A 16,739-nucleotide genomic window follows, 5' to 3' on the forward strand; every position below is an offset into this window, starting at 1 on the left:
TATCTCCTCACTTAATCCATCGTAGTTGTTTGATGGGCGGTCGTCGTCAAGAAGGCGGCTAACGCCAAGTTATCGTCTTTATCCGCCCAGTTCGGTGCCGCAACCGTTTCCTTGGCCGCCTGCTGAGCTGCACTCAAGACATTTAGATCAGCGACCGGATCGCCGACTTTAAATTCAGGGACACCGGACTGCTTTCTTCCCAGAATATCACCTGGGCCTCGTAATTCCAAATCCTTTTGGGATAAAACAAACCCGTCATTGGTGCTGGTCATCGTGGTCATCCGCTCGACCGCCAGTTGGTTCTTCGGGTCCGCCACAAGAATACAAGCAGAAGCTTTCTTGCCCCGACCGACTCGGCCCCGTAATTGATGGAGCTGGGCCAGACCAAAGTGATCGGCATCGTAGATCATCATCAACGTCGCATTCGGCACGTCGACTCCCACTTCAATGACGGTCGTTGCCACCAGGACTTGAAATTCGTTAGCTTTAAAGGCTGCCATGATGGCATTTTTTTCATCATTTTTCATCCGACCATGGAGCAAGCCAACCTTGTAGGTGGGTTCAAATTCTTCTTTAAAACGCGCATAAATGGCCTCGGCGTTCTTCATGTCCACAGCTTCAGACTCTTCGATCAGTGGCGTCACCACGTAGGCCTGTGAGCCACTACTGAGCTCGGCCTTAACCTGCCGCAGTGTCGCATCGACCTGATTGCTGCGAATCCAAGTCGTGCGAATCGGCTGGCGACCAGCCGGCAATTCGTTGATGACCGACACGTCCATTTCACCATATGCGGTAATGGCCAGTGTCCGGGGAATCGGCGTTGCCGTCATCGCCAGAACATCAGGTTGCTGGCCCTTTTCACGTAAAGCCTGTCGCTGATTGACCCCGAATCGGTGCTGTTCATCGATCACGGCCAGTCCAAGATGATGATAGGCCACTTCCGGTTGGATCAGTGCATGTGTCCCAATCAACAGGTTCACTTCACCGTTGGCGATTTGGGGCAAGAGTGTCTTTCTCGCCGCTGGCTTGGTTGCCCCGGTCAGCAGTGCCACGTTGACCGGTAATCCAGCGAACAATTTCGCTAAATTATTGGCGTGTTGCTCCGCCAAAATTTCCGTGGGTGCCATTAATGCCGCCTGAGCGCCCGCCGTAATTGCCGCGTACATGGCAATGGCTGCGACCACCGTTTTTCCACTCCCCACATCCCCTTGTAAAAGGCGATTCATGTGAATTGGCCGCTTCAAATCAAAGCAGATCTCATTGACCACGCGCTTCTGAGCGGTCGTTAATTCGTAAGGAAGTGAGTCAATGAAGGCCTTGAGTTGTGGTAAATCGTAGGCAAAGGCTTGCCCGTGGAGCGTGTGATCCTGTTGCTTCACAATCTGTAATCGCAATTCGAAGACGTAAAACTCTTCAAATTTAGCCGTCCGGCGCGCCGCCTGGGCTGCTGCATCGTTTGCCGGAAAATGCATGTCATGAATCATCTGGTGGCGATGCAACAGCCGATACTGTTCGCGCAAGGGTTCTGGAATCAGATCCACAATGACTGGCGCATAGAGATCATAGGCCTCCTGTACCAGCTTTTTAATGGTTGCCTGGCGAATTTCCTTGTTGGCCGGATAGATCGACCCCATCGCGTTGTCCGCGCTAGCAAGAATCTTCATCCCCGCTAAACTTTGTCGTTTGGCATCATACCGCCCATAAACAACAATCTCGGCGCCAACCTCCAGTTGATCGCGCAACCAGGGTTGATTAAAGAAGGTCACCGGAATAATGGTGTGTTCGTCGAGTAACAGGCGAAAGTTCAACCGGTTCTTCTTACGCCCAAACCGGGTCAAAACCGGAGCCGCCGCAATCGTCCCTTTTAGCGTGACCTTCGCTTGGTCTGTCAGTTCTTCTGGGTCCTTGGCCTGTAAGTCTTCATAGCGAAAGGGAAAGTACGTTAGCAGGTCATTGACGTTGTGAATATCCAACTCACTTAATGCCTGTACCCGCTTAGGACCAACCCCCGTCAACAGTCCCACTGAGTCACTCAAACTAGCCATCACGATCACCTCCTTCTCAAAATTTTAAATCGTTGCGGGTCGTCCCTATTTAACACAAGTGAAGGGGCATGAGACAAAATGTCCCACACCCCTCCGTGTTGCCGTTATCACCCGCAATGGTCTGTCAGTAGCGAAAACGCTATTCATCAGTCCATGCCTTAGGCAAATCGACTATTCAACCGAAATCAGGAATGGGTAAACCGGTTGGTCCCCTTCGTGAACTTCCGTTTCTAATTCATCATCTAGTGCCAAAATGGCTTGTTGCAACTGATCGGCAACTTCAGCCGTCGTGTCGGCACCATAAATAATCGTCACAATTTCACTTTCATCATCGAGCATGGCCTTCACCATCTCAACGGCCGTCTTCAACAGGTCGGCATCGGTCACTTTGATCGTCCCATCGACGATTCCCATGAAGTTTCCTTCCTTAATGTCAAAGCCGTCCAACTGCGTGTCACGAATAGCATGGGTAACTTGACCACTCTTAACGGCAGCCAAGTTATCTTCCATGGCAGCCTGATTGTCAGCGAGTTCAGCATCCGGGTTATACCCGAGCATGGCCGTCATCCCTTGGGAGACCGTCGTGGAATGCACGATTACGGCTGGTATGTCAGCCACCTTGGCGGCTTGCTCAGCAGCTAAGAAGATATTCTTGTTGTTCGGTAAGACAATGGCGCGCTTAGCTTGACTCTGGTTGATGGCATCCACAATATCTTGCGTACTTGGATTCATGGTTTGACCACCGTTGACCACGTACGTCACACCCAGACTCTTAAAGAGCGTGGCTAAACCATCACCAGCAGCAATCGCAATAATTGCCGTATCGGCTGGTTCTTCGGCGGTTGCCACGGCTCCTGCATCCGCAGTAGCCTCTTCATCATGTTCCATGATGGTTTCTTGTTGCATCCGCATGTTGTCGACCTTAACCTTCGCCAAGTCACCAAATTCTTGACCCCAAGCGATCACTTTTCCAGGATGTTCCGTGTGGACGTGAACCTTGACGATCTCTTCATCATTGACCACGAGCAAGGAATCCCCGAGACCGGCCAAATACTTATAGAAAGTATCGTAGTCAAACTCGTGTTGGATCTGCTTGCCACGACCGATTCGGACCATGATTTCAGTACAGTAACCGTACTTGATACTGTCTGGATCCAACTTACCTTGCACACTTTGGTGGTGCGCAGCGTCGATCATTTCGTCCATTTCAGCATCGTCAGGCTTGTAGTCGCCCTCTTCGGCAACCCGACCATTTAGGGAGTCATTGAAAGATTCCAGCACAAAGGTCAATCCTTGGCCACCGGAATCGACGACCCCAACCTGTTTCAAAACAGGTAAGAGGTCTGGTGTCGTTGCCAGAGCAGCCTTGGCTGCTTCGTAAACGGCATCCATGACGACCAAAACATCATCGGACTTCTTAGCCGCATTTAAACCGGCCTGAGCACCTTCACGAACGACAGTGAGGATAGTTCCTTCAGTGGGCTTCATAACGGCCTTATAGGCGGTCTCAGCACCAGCAGCGAAGCCATCGGCCAAATCTTGGGCAGTCAGTGTGTCCTTAGCCGCTAACTTTTTGGAGAAGCCCCGGAAGATTTGGGATAGAATCACCCCAGAATTTCCCCGAGCTCCCATCAGTAAGCCCTTAGCCAAAGCAGTTGCCAGCGTCCCTACGGCAGTGCTATCAGCATCCCGTTCGTACTTGGCCCCACTTTGAAGTGACAGGCTCATGTTGGTCCCCGTGTCCCCATCTGGTACCGGGAACACATTCAATGAGTTAATAAAATCAGCATTTTGGTTTAGCTTTTGCGAGGCGGCTTGGACCATCTTACCAAACTCAAGATTAGTAATTTCTGTTACTTTCAACTAAGTATCCTCCTTGATTTCAGTACGTCTGGCTAATCAGCCAACACCCGCACCCCTTGAACAATGACGTTAACGGAGTTAGCAGTAACTCCCAACATTGTTTCTAGGTTATATTTGACTTTAGATTGAACGTTACGTGAGACTTCGGAAATCTTGGTTCCGTAACTAACGATCACGTAAACGTCGATAGCAACCCCATTTTCCTCTTGGCGAACAACGACACCGCGCGCATAGTTCTCACGCCGTAAAATATCATTAACGTTGTCGCGAATCTGATTCTTGCTTGCCATGCCCACGACACCATAATTATCAGTCGCGGCACCCCCAACTACGGTCGCAATCACTTCATTGGTAATATCAATTGTTCCGTACTGAGTCTTAATCTTTACGGCCATGGAAATAGCCTCCTTATCTGGAAATAGAATCTTAACAGAAATTAATCTTACCACAACCAACGCCAAAATAGAAATAGGAACTCCCAAATGCACGTCATGACGGTAAATGAGTGTCAAGTAAATTTCCTTGAAAGAAAACATTGCGTTCCGCAAAAGAGTATGGTAAATTAGTCAGGTGAGTAAAAAGCACTGCTTTTTAAAAGTAATGAATCCATAAAGGAGGGTTTACGCCATGGCAAAGGATTTTCTCAACGGTAAGCGGACTCGCTTCGGTAACAAGCGTTCCCACGCTTTGAATTCAAGTCGTCGCGCTTGGAAGCCGAACTTACAAAAGGTTCGCATCTTGGTGGACGGTAAGCCGAAAAAGGTCTGGATTTCGGCTCGGACTTTGAAATCAGGTAAAGTAACCCGCGTCTAGTTAACGACACGGTTATAAAAGGAAAGCACAGCCAGTTTACTGGTTTGTGCCTTTTTTTTACCCTTTTTTCGTCCCAGTCAGCTAAAAACCGTTCTGCTCAAACTAACGTGAACCCCTGATGATCAACACTTAGTTAGTTGAAAGCCCCCCTTCGTTCTTAACGACGACATCAATTTGTCAGTCAAAAAAGCAATGACGCTTGCTTCAATTAGCAACGATACCGAAACATTCCAAATCTGGTCACCAAATATCGTCTACCTCACCAAAAATGATTTCCAAAATTGGCCAGATAGTTTTTGGCCTGCTTCTCTCAGCCAAGAAAAAATATACGACCGTTATCTTCCCGATACCTATTTACGTCCATTCCCCTGTTATTCACCACCTAGTCCAAAGGTTGAAAATTCTCGGGCAAGTGTGAACACAACTTGCAGTCTCGAAAGAACCACGTCTAAAAGCTAGCCAACCTAAAAAGGATCTGAGACAAAAAGTCTCAGATCCTTTTTAGGTGATCTATTCCGACATCGTTAACTTATTCGTGCCGCGCTTCATAGGTATCTTTACTCTGAATAACACAGAGCAACCCCGTATCGAAGCGAAATTCACCAGATTCACCAACAAACTCATTGCTGGCAAAGGAGATGGGGTACGGAATCGGTTCGTCATGTAACGTATATTTTTCGTTGATCAGGGTCAAATGGTCGATGGGCGTCAGTGGAACAAAGGCCAAATAGTTTTTATCTGGTTCCTTTTGGACCGTATAGTGCCCCGGCAAATAAAACGTAATCGTATTTTGCTTATCAATCAGCCGAATTCGACTCGCATACCGCTTGTATTGGGGATCCAGCACCAAAAATAAATTGGCGAGGAAGTGATCCAGTCGGCCACCGGTAGCCCCGTAAATATCCACGTGTTCAGCGCCATAGTCGGTCAGTGCAACCTTAACAGCTAACTGAGTGTCGGTAAAGTCTTGGTCAGACTTCGAGCGAATGTCCTTCACGTTACGTCTTACTCGCTGCAATTCCGTTGGCTGCAGGGAATCAAAGTCCCCAACCGCAGCCACTGGTTGAATATTGTGATCGATCAGCCGTAATGTCCCCCGATCAACGCCAATCCAGGGGCCAACGATTTCCTTGCCGACGAGTTCTTCCGGCCAATTAGCCTTCGGACCGCCCACTAATAGATTAAACGTTCCGCCCCGTGGCATTACTTAGTAGCTTCCTTTAACGCGTTGATGCGGGCTACTGGATCGTCTGAATTGAAGACGTATGATCCAGCAACGGCGACGGTAGCACCGGCGTTAGCACATTCGACAACAGTTTCATTGTTGACCCCACCATCGACTTCGATGTCAAAGGTGTAGCCTTTTTCCTTCTTGATAGCGTCCAGTTCAGCAATCTTAGCAACTGTGCTGTGCAAGAACTTTTGACCACCGAAACCAGGGTTAACGGTCATGACTAAGACTTGACCAACCATGTCTAAGACGGGCAAAATAGCGGAAACCGGCGTCCCTGGGTTGATGACAACTTCTGGCGTTGCGCCAGCGTTTTGAATCATCTGTAAGGCCCGGTGAATGTGGGGTGTTGCTTCGACGTGGACACCAATGATGTCAGCACCAGCCTTGGCGAAGTCTTCAACGTAACGTTCTGGGTTTTGAACCATCATGTGGACGTCTAAGACCATCTTCGTAACGGGACGTAGAGCCTTAACGACCCCAGGGCCAAATGACAATGCTGGAACGAAGGCGCCGTCCATGATGTCGATGTGTAAGACCTCGGCACCACCCTTGTCGACCTTTTCAACGTCTGGTTGTAAATTGATGTAATCCGCACTTAAAATTGAAGGCGCTACTTTAATCATAAAATCTATTCCTCATTTCTTTTTGTTATAAACTGGTTTTTGGTTCTTTAACAACGTGACTAACTGCAAATAATTGTCGTAACGACTCTGCATAATCTGTCCGTCGGCTAAACTGGTTTTAACGGCGCATCCCGGCTCGTTGATGTGCACACACCCCCGGAAGCGGCAATCGGGTGCCAACCGGGCAAACTCGGGAAAGTATTGGGCGAGTTCACGATAATCAATGGTCAGCGTATCGTACGACGAGAATCCCGGCGTATCCGCCACTAGGCCACCCGCAATCGGCATCAAACTCACCTTACGTGTCGTGTGCCGACCACGGTTTAACGCCGTTGAAATTTCGCCGGTCGCCAGCTCAAGGTCGGGCGCGATGTGATTTAACAGGGTCGATTTCCCGGCCCCAGTCTGTCCCATGATCACCGTTTCCTTGTCGGCCAGCGTCTCACGCAATTGCGCTAATCCTGGTTCAGCAAATGGTTCACGCGTCAGCACAACCGGATAGCCAACCTGACGGTACCCCGCCGCTAACGTCTCAAACGCTTGATATCGGTCGTCAGAAATCAAATCGGTCTTGGTAAAGTAGATGACCGGTGCGATGTGGCTGATCTCAAGCGCAATCAACTGGCGATCCAGCAGGTTCGTCGAAAACTCTGGCGCCGCCACCGCCGTGACCACGATTCCCTGATCAATGTTAGCAACCGGGGGCCGGGTCAATGCGTTGTCTCGTGGTTGAATCTCTAAGATATACCCCTCTTTGGGTGATGAACTCTCAAAGGTTACCCGGTCCCCGACAAGTGGCGTAATTCGCCGCTTACGGAAATTGCCCCGGGCACGGGTTCGGTACATTTCACCGTCGCTAAAAACGTCATAGAAACCGCTTAACGACTGACGAATCTGTCCCTCTGACATGCAGCACCTCCTTTATCATTTTAACAAAAAAAGCTCAGTCCTCTTTTATTATAAAAGAACTGAGCTCTAAATGCAGGCTTTTTCATTAATTTTTCGTCACGTGATTATCTGAAGCAATGACATGCCCGTCACGAACGACTTTGTAGGCCCCGGATTTCCCGGATGCGACCGTAAATGGCAACGTTACGGTCGTCTCCGCCGTAATCGTCATTTGTTTGTATATCGTACTTAAACTGTGGTCCTGATCGCGCAGATAGATTTGAACCAGATTGGAGGCCGAGCTACTACTGCTACTACTATCGCTGTCGTCATCGGCCGCATCGGTCGACGAGCTGTCCGCACTGCTATCATCAAATGGGATCTTTACGCTCACACTAAACTGATCGACGCTCGAGCTACTTTCACTCTCCGCGCCACGAGACAACGTCAGCGTCACCTCGTCACCCTCTTGAACGACCGCGCCTTCACCCGGCGACTGCCGGATCACGTGGCCCTTTTCGACATCACTTGAATAGGCGTATTGAAAGGCCAGGTTCAAGTTGTGATTCGACGCATAGCTCTGAGCTTGCGCCTTAGTCTTGTCTGTCAGGTCCGCTAAGGTCACGGTCTCGGAACCAGTCGAGACGGTAAAGGTCACATCCGTATCTGCTGGAACGACACTTTGGCCGGCCTCAATGCTCTGCTGCATGATCTTGCCAGCAGGTACACTGGTTGAGTGGACCGACTCGCGATGTACGGTGAACCCCATCGCTTGAAGCTTAGCCGCCGTACTAGCATAGGAATCACCCTGGTAATCCGCTAATTGATAACGTTTTGGCCCGGTGCTGACCCATAAGTCGACATCACTTTCCTGTTTGAGTTGCGTGCCCGAACGAGGTTCGGTCCGCACAACACGGCCCACTTTGACCTTGGCACTCGCCGTTTTATGAACGGTTCCCGCCGTTAAATGGGCCGCAACGAGTTCAGTCTTGGCGGTCGCTTCCTTCTTACCAATGACGTCAGGCACACTGGTCATCCGCGGGCGAAAGAGGGCCATCCCAATCACGATACCCGCAATCAGTAAGACGATGACCAGCCCGGCCATCAGAAACTTACGTCGTCGCGGATGTCGCGTCTTCTTGCGGCCCTTCTTGGGAGCTACGGATTCTTCAGTTGCCTTTTTGGTTGGCTTCGTCTCGGCTTTTGCCGGCATGGTCTCGCTAAGGGGGAGTGCTGAAGACAGTGCCCCGCTCAGCGGTAAGACCTTCGTCTCACCATCGTCACCACTAGTCGGGGTAAATTTCAATTCACCCGCCCGTTTCGGCGACAACGAGGTCTTCAGGTCTTCAGCCATACTCGCTGCATCTGTGTACCGGTCCTCAGGGCGCTTAGAAGTTGCCTTTAAGACCACATTTTCCAAGGCCTGTGGAATTCGTGGGTCAATTTCTCTGACCGATGGAATTTCCGATTGGAAGTGCTTCAACGCAATGGAGACCGCCGTTTCCCCCTCAAAGGGGACCGTTCCCGTTAACATTTCGTACAGAATAATTCCCAGTGAATAGATATCTGACTGCTTGGTTGCCATCCCCCCACGTGCTTGTTCTGGCGACAGATAGTGCACGGACCCCAAAACCGTGTTCGTCTGCGTCAGGCTGTGTTCGGATAAAGCAACCGCGATCCCAAAGTCGGTGATCTTAGCCACGCGATTTTGATCGATCAAAATATTTTGGGGCTTTAAGTCCCGGTGAATAATGTTATGTTCGTGCGCCGTCTGCACGGCACCCAAAATCTGTTCCATGATTTGAATGACTTCCTGATAGGCAATCGGGAAGTGATCCTTGATGTACGCCTTCAGGTCGGTTCCTTCGACGTACTCCATAACGAGATACTGCATCCCATTTTCTTCACCGACATCGTAGACTTGCACGATATTTTGGTGAACTAATTCGGTCGCCGCTAACGCCTCACGCTGAAAACGCCGAATCGTACTGGGATCGTCCCGTAGATCAAGCCGCAATAATTTTACGGAAACATCACGGTCCAAGATCAAGTCATGAGCTAGATAAACGTTGGCCATTCCCCCCTCGCCCAGCGCGCGGATGATGCGATAACGGCCATTTAAAGTATAACCCGTTCGCATTAGTCCGCCACCTCCTGCGAGAAGTTCGTGATGATCAAGACGGTAATGTTATCTAACCCGCCAGCGGCATTGGCCAAGTTGATCAGCAGGTCACACTTGGCCTGTGTCGTTTGGTCACTCGCCAACACCTCTTGAATCTGGTGATCATCGACCATATTGGTCAATCCATCCGTACAGAGTAACAGTTGATCACCCGCCACCAAGGGATAGGTATTGAGATCAAACCGTGCGTCATTAGAAATTCCCAACGAGCGGATGATCACGTTTTTTTGCGGGTGGTGGCGCGCGGCCTGCCGACTAATCTCACCGCGCTTGACCAACTCATTGACTAACGAATGGTCTTCTGTCAATTGCCGCAGTTGTTGATCACGGTACAGGTACGCCCGTGAATCGCCAATATTGGCGATAACGACCTCATCAGTGAAGTACAACGCCGCCACTAAGGTCGTTCCCATTCCGTTCAAGTCCGCAAACTGGTTGGACTTATCAATGATCGATTGGTTTTCCGCGGTAATTTTGGTCGTCATCCATTTTCGAGCAGCACTCGCCGTCTTCAAACTGGTCTCCTCGAACTCATGGCCAAGATGGGACACCGCCATGGCACTGGCGACATCGCCTCCTTGATGACCACCGATACCATCCGCAATGATGGCTAAATGTTGACCCACTTGGTTCGTAAAAACGTCCACGTAGTCCTCGTTATCATTGCGTTGCTTCCCAATCGATGTTCGGTATGCGACTTTCATAGCCTATTCCCCCTATTTTTTACGGCGGAAGGCACTCACGAAGAACCCATCTGAATCGAAATCATCTGGATAGATGTTCAACGTGTCCGTGCTCCGGTCACCCTTCACGTTTTGACTGGTCTCGACCCGCATGGATTCGAAATCAGGATGACTCGCTAGGAACTTAGCAACGACCTCACCATTTTCGGTGTCGAGAATCGTGCAGGTACTGTAGACCAAGATACCGTTAGGCTTTAACTTCTCACTAACCACATCCAAAATGCCTAACTGAACGCGTTGTAACTGTTGAATATCTGCCGGTGTCTTTTCGTAACGAATTTCCGGCTTCCGGCGAATCAGTCCCAATCCTGAACAAGGTGCATCAACTAAAATACGGTCGAATTCCTTCTTCGGCAACTTATCGTTGATTTTTCGTGCGTCTAACGCCACGGCATCGACCCGGTCGGCAACGTGCATACGTTCCGCATTCTTTTCAATCAAGGTTACCTTCTTCGGGTGTAGATCCAAGGCCGTGACCTTCCCACCAGAATGGGCATCAAGTAACGCCGCAATCTGCGTGGTCTTTCCACCGGGCGCGGCACAGGCATCTAAGACCTGGTCGCCAGGACGAACCTGCAAGGCCTCAACTGGTAACATGGCACTCTCATCTTGGATGGTCAGCTCACCGGTTTCAAAGACATTGCTTTGGTTGGCTGCCTTATCGTCCAAACGAAAGGCATTACCGGCAACCACACTGGGCGTCACCGTGTAGCCTTGATCTTCCAACGATTGCCGCACTTCTTCAGGCGTGGCCATCGCCACGTTAACCCGCACGGATTGTGCAGCTGGCTGGTTGATCGTCTCTAAAATGCTGAGCGCCTTATCAGCACCGACCTGCTCTTGAACGGCCGTCACGAGCCATTCGGGCACGGAATATTCTAGACTCAATCGTTTGATTGGATCCTTGATCTGACTAATATCAGGTAACCCTTGACGGTCAATAGCGTGTAAAACACCAGTGACGAAGCGCCGAATCCCTTCGTGGCCCCGGTCCTTAGCCAATTGGATGGCTTCGTTGAAGATGGCTCGCTTGGGAACTCGGTCCAAGTAAATCTCTTGGTACAGTGCCACCAATAGGGTCATCTTGACCCAAGGCAAGACTTTTTGGTTAGGCTTGATGAAGCCTTCCAAATAGTAGTCCAGCGTTAATTGATGTTGAATCGTCCCGTAGACCAAATTGGTCACGAACCGCCGGTCAACATCGCTCAAGTTGTGGCTTTCTAAAGTTGTTTCCAATTGTAAGTTTGAGTAAGCCCCGTTAGCCACCCGCGTCAATGCTTCAACTGCTAAAGCCCGAGGAGTTGTATTTTTCGTCATTATTCAGCCACCTGTTCGCCAATTGTCAGTGCGTCGCTCGTCCCGTTCAAGAAGTCCGTAATACTTAGCTTGGGCTTCCCGGCCGGTTGAATCTCATCCAAACTGAGAACACCATGTTCGCCAGTTGCAATCGCCAAGTGGTGCTTGTCATGACTGACCAACGCCCCCGGCTTTAAATCGGTCGTTTCATCTAAGACCGTCACTTGCCACAACTTCGTCCGCACACCGTTCAAATAAATATGGGCGATGGGTGCCGGGCGTAATGCCCGTACTTTACAGTCGATCAGATGTGCACTCAAATTCAAGTCGATTCGTTCTTCTTCGGACTTGATGGTTGGTGAAAAGGTTACTTGGTCCTCATCTTGAGGAACCGGCGTGATTTCACCAGCCAGCAACTTCGGCAACGTTGCTAGTAAGAGGTCTCGTCCGAGCACACTGAGCTTCTTGAACATGCTGCCAACATCATCTTGATCCGTAATTGGCAACGCCTGTTGTGCCAAAACATCCCCGGCATCCATCTTCTTTTCCATAAACATAATGGAGACACCGGTCTCCTTGTCCCCATTCATGATGGCATAGTGCACGGGAGCCCCACCACGATATTTGGGTAGCAAGGAGGCATGCACGTTGACTGCCGCCACCTTAGCTGACTTTAACAACTTGGTTGGCAAGAATTGACCAAACGCTGCCGTGACGATTAAATCCGGTGCGAGTTCGATAGCCCGCGCCATTTCATCACTGCCAGAGATTTTTTGCGGTTGGAGTACTTCGATTCCGTGTGCCACAGCCACCTGTTTCACCGGAGATGCCGTTAACACGTGTTTCCGGCCAACGCGACGATCGGGTTGTGTCACAACGGCCAACACATCGTAACCCTTATCAATCAGGCTACTCAGGATGGGCGCTGAAAATTCGGGCGTTCCCATAAAGATTACTGAAGTCATTACTTACACCATACTTTCTTGACGATTACTTTTATTTTGATGATCATTTTTGATAATAAATTTAGTGGTGGCCACACCCGCTCAGTCGGCAACGGTGAGTGCGTCACCCACACTACCAACTAAGCTATTTCCTTCAAGGGTAGCCACTGCCTGTCCGATTACATAAAGTTCATCGGCTCCGAGTCAATCGTGACGGTTAGCCCATGCCGTGCTGGAATCTGGGCGGCTTGACGAATCTGTTCCAAAACTGGTTTTAACTTTGCTTCTTTTTTATATTTAATCACAACTTGATAATAATACTTCCGCTTGACCCGCGCAATTGCCTTGGGCGTTGGCCCCAAGATAATGGCCTGATCGCTGAGACCTTGCTTGAGAGCCGCTACGATTTGATACATCGCTTTGGCCGCCGTGGCTTCATCTTCATGGCTGGCTGTGAGTTGAACCGCAAAATAATACGGTGGGTAACTTCCCTGGTGCCGCATGTGCATCTCGGTTACAAAGAAACGCTCATAGTCCTGCTGCTGGGCCAACTGAATGGCATAGTGGTCCGGGTTGAAGGTCTGAATGTACACTTCTCCTGGCTTAGATGCTCGCCCTGCGCGGCCACTGACCTGAGTCAATAGCTGAAAGGTACGCTCGCTAGCCCGGAAATCCGGCAGCCCTAACGCTGTATCCGCATTGAGGACCCCGACCAACGTGACGTTAGGGAAATCCAGCCCCTTTGCAATCATTTGCGTTCCCAGCAAGATATCGGCTTGGTGTTGCCCAAACTGCCGCAAGATCCGTTCGTGAGCCCCCTTCTTCCGGGTAGAATCCACATCCATTCGAAGAATCCGAGCCATCGGAAATTCCTTTTGCAAAGCTTCTTCGACCTTCTGCGTCCCGGTACCATAGTAACGAATCTTCCGACTATGGCAGTTCGGGCAAACGTGCGGAATGGCCTCTTCATGCCCGCAATAATGGCATTTCATCGTGTGCGTATCCATATGAAGGGTCAGTGAAATATCGCAGTTGGGGCACTTGAGAACGAACCCGCAATCCCGACACATCACAAACGACGAGTATCCCCGTCGATTCAACATCAGCACCATCTGTTCCTTGCGATCAAGTCGCGCTTGAATCGCCGTGAGCAACGGTTCGGAAAAGTCGCCCTCGCTGTGTTGCTTGAGCTCCTCACGCATGTCGACGATGTGAACCGCCGGTAATGGATGATCATTGACCCGCTTGGTTAAGACCAGCCGGGTGTATAACCCCTTGGCAGCCCGCGCACGGGTCTCTAAGGACGGCGTTGCACTCCCCAACACGACCGGACAATCATTGTACCGACCACGCCACAGCGCAACGTCTCTGGCATGGTACCGTGGATTTTCATCCTGCTTATAACTCGTTTCGTGTTCCTCATCCATGATGATAATACCAAGATTCTTGACGGGGGCAAAGACCGCCGAACGGGCGCCGACAACCACAGTTGCTTCCCCGCGGTCGATACGGCGCCATTCATCGTACTGTTCCCCCTTGGACAGACCACTGTGAAGAACCGCCACCCGTTGGCCGAATCGGGCTTTAACCCGGTTGACCATTTGCGGTGTCAACGCAATTTCGGGGACTAACATGAGTGCTGTCCGTCCCTGTTGGAGGGCAATCGCAATGCTCTGAAGATAGACTTCAGTTTTCCCGCTACCGGTAACCCCCTCGACCAGGAAGTTTTCCGCTTGATGGCCGTCAACCGCTGCACTGATGGCCGTAACCGCCGTTTGCTGTTCCGTATTCAGCTGCAGTGGTTGAGTCGGTTTAACCGGCTGTTGGAACGGGTCACGGTAGACCTCTAACGGCAACTTAGTTAGCCACCCCTTGTCAGCCGCCGTAGCAATGACCGCTGGGCTGACCTGTGCCGCCTTGACTACCGTACTTTGGGCAATCAAGGTGTCTGGTGCCATCGTCTGTAAGTAAGCCAGCAGGTCGGCCTGTTTTGGCGCCCGCTTCGCAACTACCGCTTGAATCTCTTGGAGTTTAGTCGGCGTTAGCGCTGGTTTGATACCCGTCGTTGTCTTGACGGCAGAACGGTCCTTCACCTGATAAATCATTTCGACCTTGCCAGCGCGCTGAAGTTTGAGCAGACCGGCCACTGTGGCATCGTCAAGTTTGTCCGTGAATTCACGTGGTGCACCATCCGGAAAATACGTTGCCATTTCATTTGGCGTCAGCGTCTGTGTGGGTTGAACCCGCCGCTCCGTTTGTGTCTTCAGTTGATTCGGTAACATGGTTTGGATACAAGTGATTCGAAAGGCATATGTCGTCTCCGCCAACCAATCCGCTAGCGACCGCAGCTCGTCATTTAACACGGGAGCGAGATCCAAAACGGCTTGAATCGGCTTTAACTTGCCATCGAAACTAGTGACGTCGGTTAAACCGACTACCACGCCGGAAACGACTCGGTGGCCGCGACCAAACGGCACAATGACCCGCATCCCCACCTGAACCTGATGTTCCAGCTCGCTTGGGATGGCGTAAGAATAGGGGTCGTTCGTTTGCATTGTCGGCACGTCCACTAAAATTTGACCAATCTGGGCCATTGTACTCACCTCACTTTATTTGAATAATTGGGCAATTCGGTTGACCAACGCTTGTGCTATCACCCTTTTGCTGGTCTTCGGTGTCTGATCCGTGACGCCATCGGGCAAAATGAAGGTCACCTGATTCTCATCACTGTTAAAGCCAATGTCCGCCCGCGACACATCGTTGGCAACCAGCATGTCCAGGTGCTTGGTTTGGAGCTTCTTTTCCCCATTTACCAACACATCCTGCGTCTCAGCGGCAAACCCGACCGTCACTTGGTCGCTCCGCTTGATCTTAGCAACTTCTTTGAGAATATCTGGTGTCTTTTTTAATTTCAAAATGAACTCATCGTTGGCCGGCGTCTTCTTGATCTTCTGGTCAGCCACCGCTACGGGTTGGAAGTCCGCAACGGCCGCAGCCATTACCAACGCATCGTTAGTTGGAAATCGATCCAAGACGGCCTGAGCGAGGTCCGCGGTGCTCTGAATTGGCACAACGGTAACCCCGGCTGGCGCGGTCAGCTTGGTCGGTGCTGTAATCAACGTAACCGTGGCACCAGCCTGTTGGGCAGCCGCTGCAACGGCATACCCCATTTTACCGGAGGAATCGTTGGTCAAAAAACGGACGGGATCGAGTCGTTCCCGCGTCCCGCCGGCCGTGACCAACACACGTTTACCAGCTAAGAACTGCTCCCCAAACAGGGGTAATTGTGCCAATTGACGAACGATTTCTGCTGGCTCAAGGAAACGGCCCTGTCCGGAATAGCCTTCCGCTAAGGGCCCGGTCGCTGGCAACAACACATGCACACCATCGGCCGTCAACTGACGCCGATTCCGTTGCGTCGCCGCCGCCTGCCACATGTGCGTGTTCATGGCCGGCACCACTACCTTGGGCGCAGCCGTGGCCAACCAAGTCGCACTGGCAACATCATCGGCTAGGCCATTCGCAAATTGAGCCATCAAGTTGGCCGATGCCGGGGCAGCTATCGCCAGATCCGTCCAGTCGGCCAATTCAATGTGACCGATTTGACCATCCGCCTGCCACCAGCCTTCATCAGTCAAAACGGGTTGTTTCGTTAGGGCCGCAAACGTCGCCGCCGTTACAAACTTTGCCGCACTCGCCGTCAATACCACGCGGACAGTTGCCCCCGCACGCTGCAACTCACGAGCCAGAGTCGCTGCCTTATAGCTCGCAACGCTACCGCTGACTGTTAACGTAATGTGTTTTTCTTCGAACATAGCCAACCTCCATTTGCCATGATAAAAAAAGCCAGATTACCCAACGGCAACCTGGTCTTAAAACTAACGCTAGAACTTAAGCGTTGAGATCCTTTTCGTCCGGATCGATCATTAATGCGCCGGCCGCAATTTCTTCAAGAGCCCGGCCAATGGTCTTGGGGGACTTGTAGTCGGTCAAAAGTGGCTTAGCACCGGCATCCAACTCGTGGGCCCGCTTGCTAGCTAACATGATCAATGAGTACCGAGAATCAACTTGTGCTAATAAATCATCAACTGAGGGATAAAGTAGCATT

Annotated in this window: 14 protein-coding genes; 1 reads left to right on the forward strand and 13 read right to left on the reverse strand. The window is 50.9% G+C overall.

What is annotated here, in order from left to right; all coding sequences use genetic code 11:
* Nucleotides 1-11 precede the first annotated feature (11 nt).
* The 3 genes from recG to FAY32_RS03215 form a co-directional block, all read right to left on the reverse strand.
* Nucleotides 12-2,045 (reverse strand): ATP-dependent DNA helicase RecG, encoded by a 2,034-nt coding sequence (gene recG, locus FAY32_RS03205; RefSeq protein ID WP_143462024.1) that lies wholly within the window; start codon nt 2,043-2,045, stop codon nt 12-14.
* 171 nt (nt 2,046-2,216) lie between these two features.
* Nucleotides 2,217-3,908, reverse strand: a complete 1,692-nt coding sequence (locus FAY32_RS03210) for a DAK2 domain-containing protein (RefSeq protein WP_143462025.1) — start codon at nt 3,906-3,908, stop codon at nt 2,217-2,219.
* Between the two features lie 32 nt (nt 3,909-3,940).
* A complete protein-coding gene (locus tag FAY32_RS03215) occupies nt 3,941-4,303 on the reverse strand; it encodes an Asp23/Gls24 family envelope stress response protein (RefSeq protein WP_020088996.1) in 363 nt (120 codons plus the stop codon).
* A gap of 232 nt (nt 4,304-4,535) precedes the next feature.
* Between FAY32_RS03215 and rpmB the strand changes: the two genes are divergently transcribed.
* Nucleotides 4,536-4,721, forward strand: a complete 186-nt coding sequence (gene rpmB, locus FAY32_RS03220) for a 50S ribosomal protein L28 (protein WP_048736175.1) — start codon at nt 4,536-4,538, stop codon at nt 4,719-4,721.
* A gap of 529 nt (nt 4,722-5,250) precedes the next feature.
* On the opposite strand, the gene FAY32_RS03225 is transcribed toward rpmB, so the two are convergent.
* The 10 genes from FAY32_RS03225 to rpoZ form a co-directional block, all read right to left on the reverse strand.
* Nucleotides 5,251-5,925 (reverse strand): thiamine diphosphokinase, encoded by a 675-nt coding sequence (locus FAY32_RS03225; RefSeq protein WP_143462026.1) that lies wholly within the window; start codon nt 5,923-5,925, stop codon nt 5,251-5,253.
* Entirely contained in the window at nt 5,925-6,578 is a 654-nt protein-coding gene (gene rpe / locus FAY32_RS03230) for a ribulose-phosphate 3-epimerase (RefSeq protein WP_143462027.1), read from the reverse strand. Before rpe ends, FAY32_RS03225 begins: the two co-directional genes overlap by 1 nt.
* Before the next feature lie 12 nt (nt 6,579-6,590).
* The gene (rsgA, locus tag FAY32_RS03235) at nt 6,591-7,487 is read right to left on the reverse strand and encodes a ribosome small subunit-dependent GTPase A (protein WP_143462028.1); all 897 of its coding nucleotides are present in this window, start codon (nt 7,485-7,487) and stop codon (nt 6,591-6,593) included.
* Between the two features lie 85 nt (nt 7,488-7,572).
* The gene (gene pknB, locus FAY32_RS03240) at nt 7,573-9,606 is read right to left on the reverse strand and encodes a Stk1 family PASTA domain-containing Ser/Thr kinase (protein WP_143462029.1); all 2,034 of its coding nucleotides are present in this window, start codon (nt 9,604-9,606) and stop codon (nt 7,573-7,575) included.
* On the reverse strand, nt 9,606-10,352 hold the full coding sequence (locus FAY32_RS03245) for a Stp1/IreP family PP2C-type Ser/Thr phosphatase (RefSeq protein WP_143462030.1): 747 nt from the start codon (nt 10,350-10,352) through the stop codon (nt 9,606-9,608). The genes pknB and FAY32_RS03245 overlap by 1 nt, the downstream gene beginning before the upstream one ends.
* A gap of 12 nt (nt 10,353-10,364) precedes the next feature.
* The gene (rsmB, locus tag FAY32_RS03250) at nt 10,365-11,708 is read right to left on the reverse strand and encodes a 16S rRNA (cytosine(967)-C(5))-methyltransferase RsmB (RefSeq protein WP_143462031.1); all 1,344 of its coding nucleotides are present in this window, start codon (nt 11,706-11,708) and stop codon (nt 10,365-10,367) included.
* A complete protein-coding gene (gene fmt, locus FAY32_RS03255) occupies nt 11,708-12,652 on the reverse strand; it encodes a methionyl-tRNA formyltransferase (RefSeq protein ID WP_143462032.1) in 945 nt (314 codons plus the stop codon). The genes rsmB and fmt overlap by 1 nt, the downstream gene beginning before the upstream one ends.
* Before the next feature lie 158 nt (nt 12,653-12,810).
* Nucleotides 12,811-15,225, reverse strand: coding sequence for a primosomal protein N' (gene priA / locus FAY32_RS03260; protein WP_143462033.1), 2,415 nt, complete (start codon nt 15,223-15,225; stop codon nt 12,811-12,813).
* Between the two features lie 15 nt (nt 15,226-15,240).
* On the reverse strand, nt 15,241-16,446 hold the full coding sequence (gene coaBC / locus FAY32_RS03265; protein WP_143462034.1) for a bifunctional phosphopantothenoylcysteine decarboxylase/phosphopantothenate--cysteine ligase CoaBC: 1,206 nt from the start codon (nt 16,444-16,446) through the stop codon (nt 15,241-15,243).
* A 76-nt stretch (nt 16,447-16,522) separates the two neighbouring features.
* A complete protein-coding gene (rpoZ, locus tag FAY32_RS03270) occupies nt 16,523-16,738 on the reverse strand; it encodes a DNA-directed RNA polymerase subunit omega (protein WP_020089007.1) in 216 nt (71 codons plus the stop codon).
* Between the last annotated feature and the right edge of the window lies 1 nt (nt 16,739).

The organism is Levilactobacillus enshiensis (assembly GCF_007115095.1).
Taxonomy (GTDB): Bacteria; Bacillota; Bacilli; order Lactobacillales; family Lactobacillaceae; genus Levilactobacillus; species Levilactobacillus enshiensis.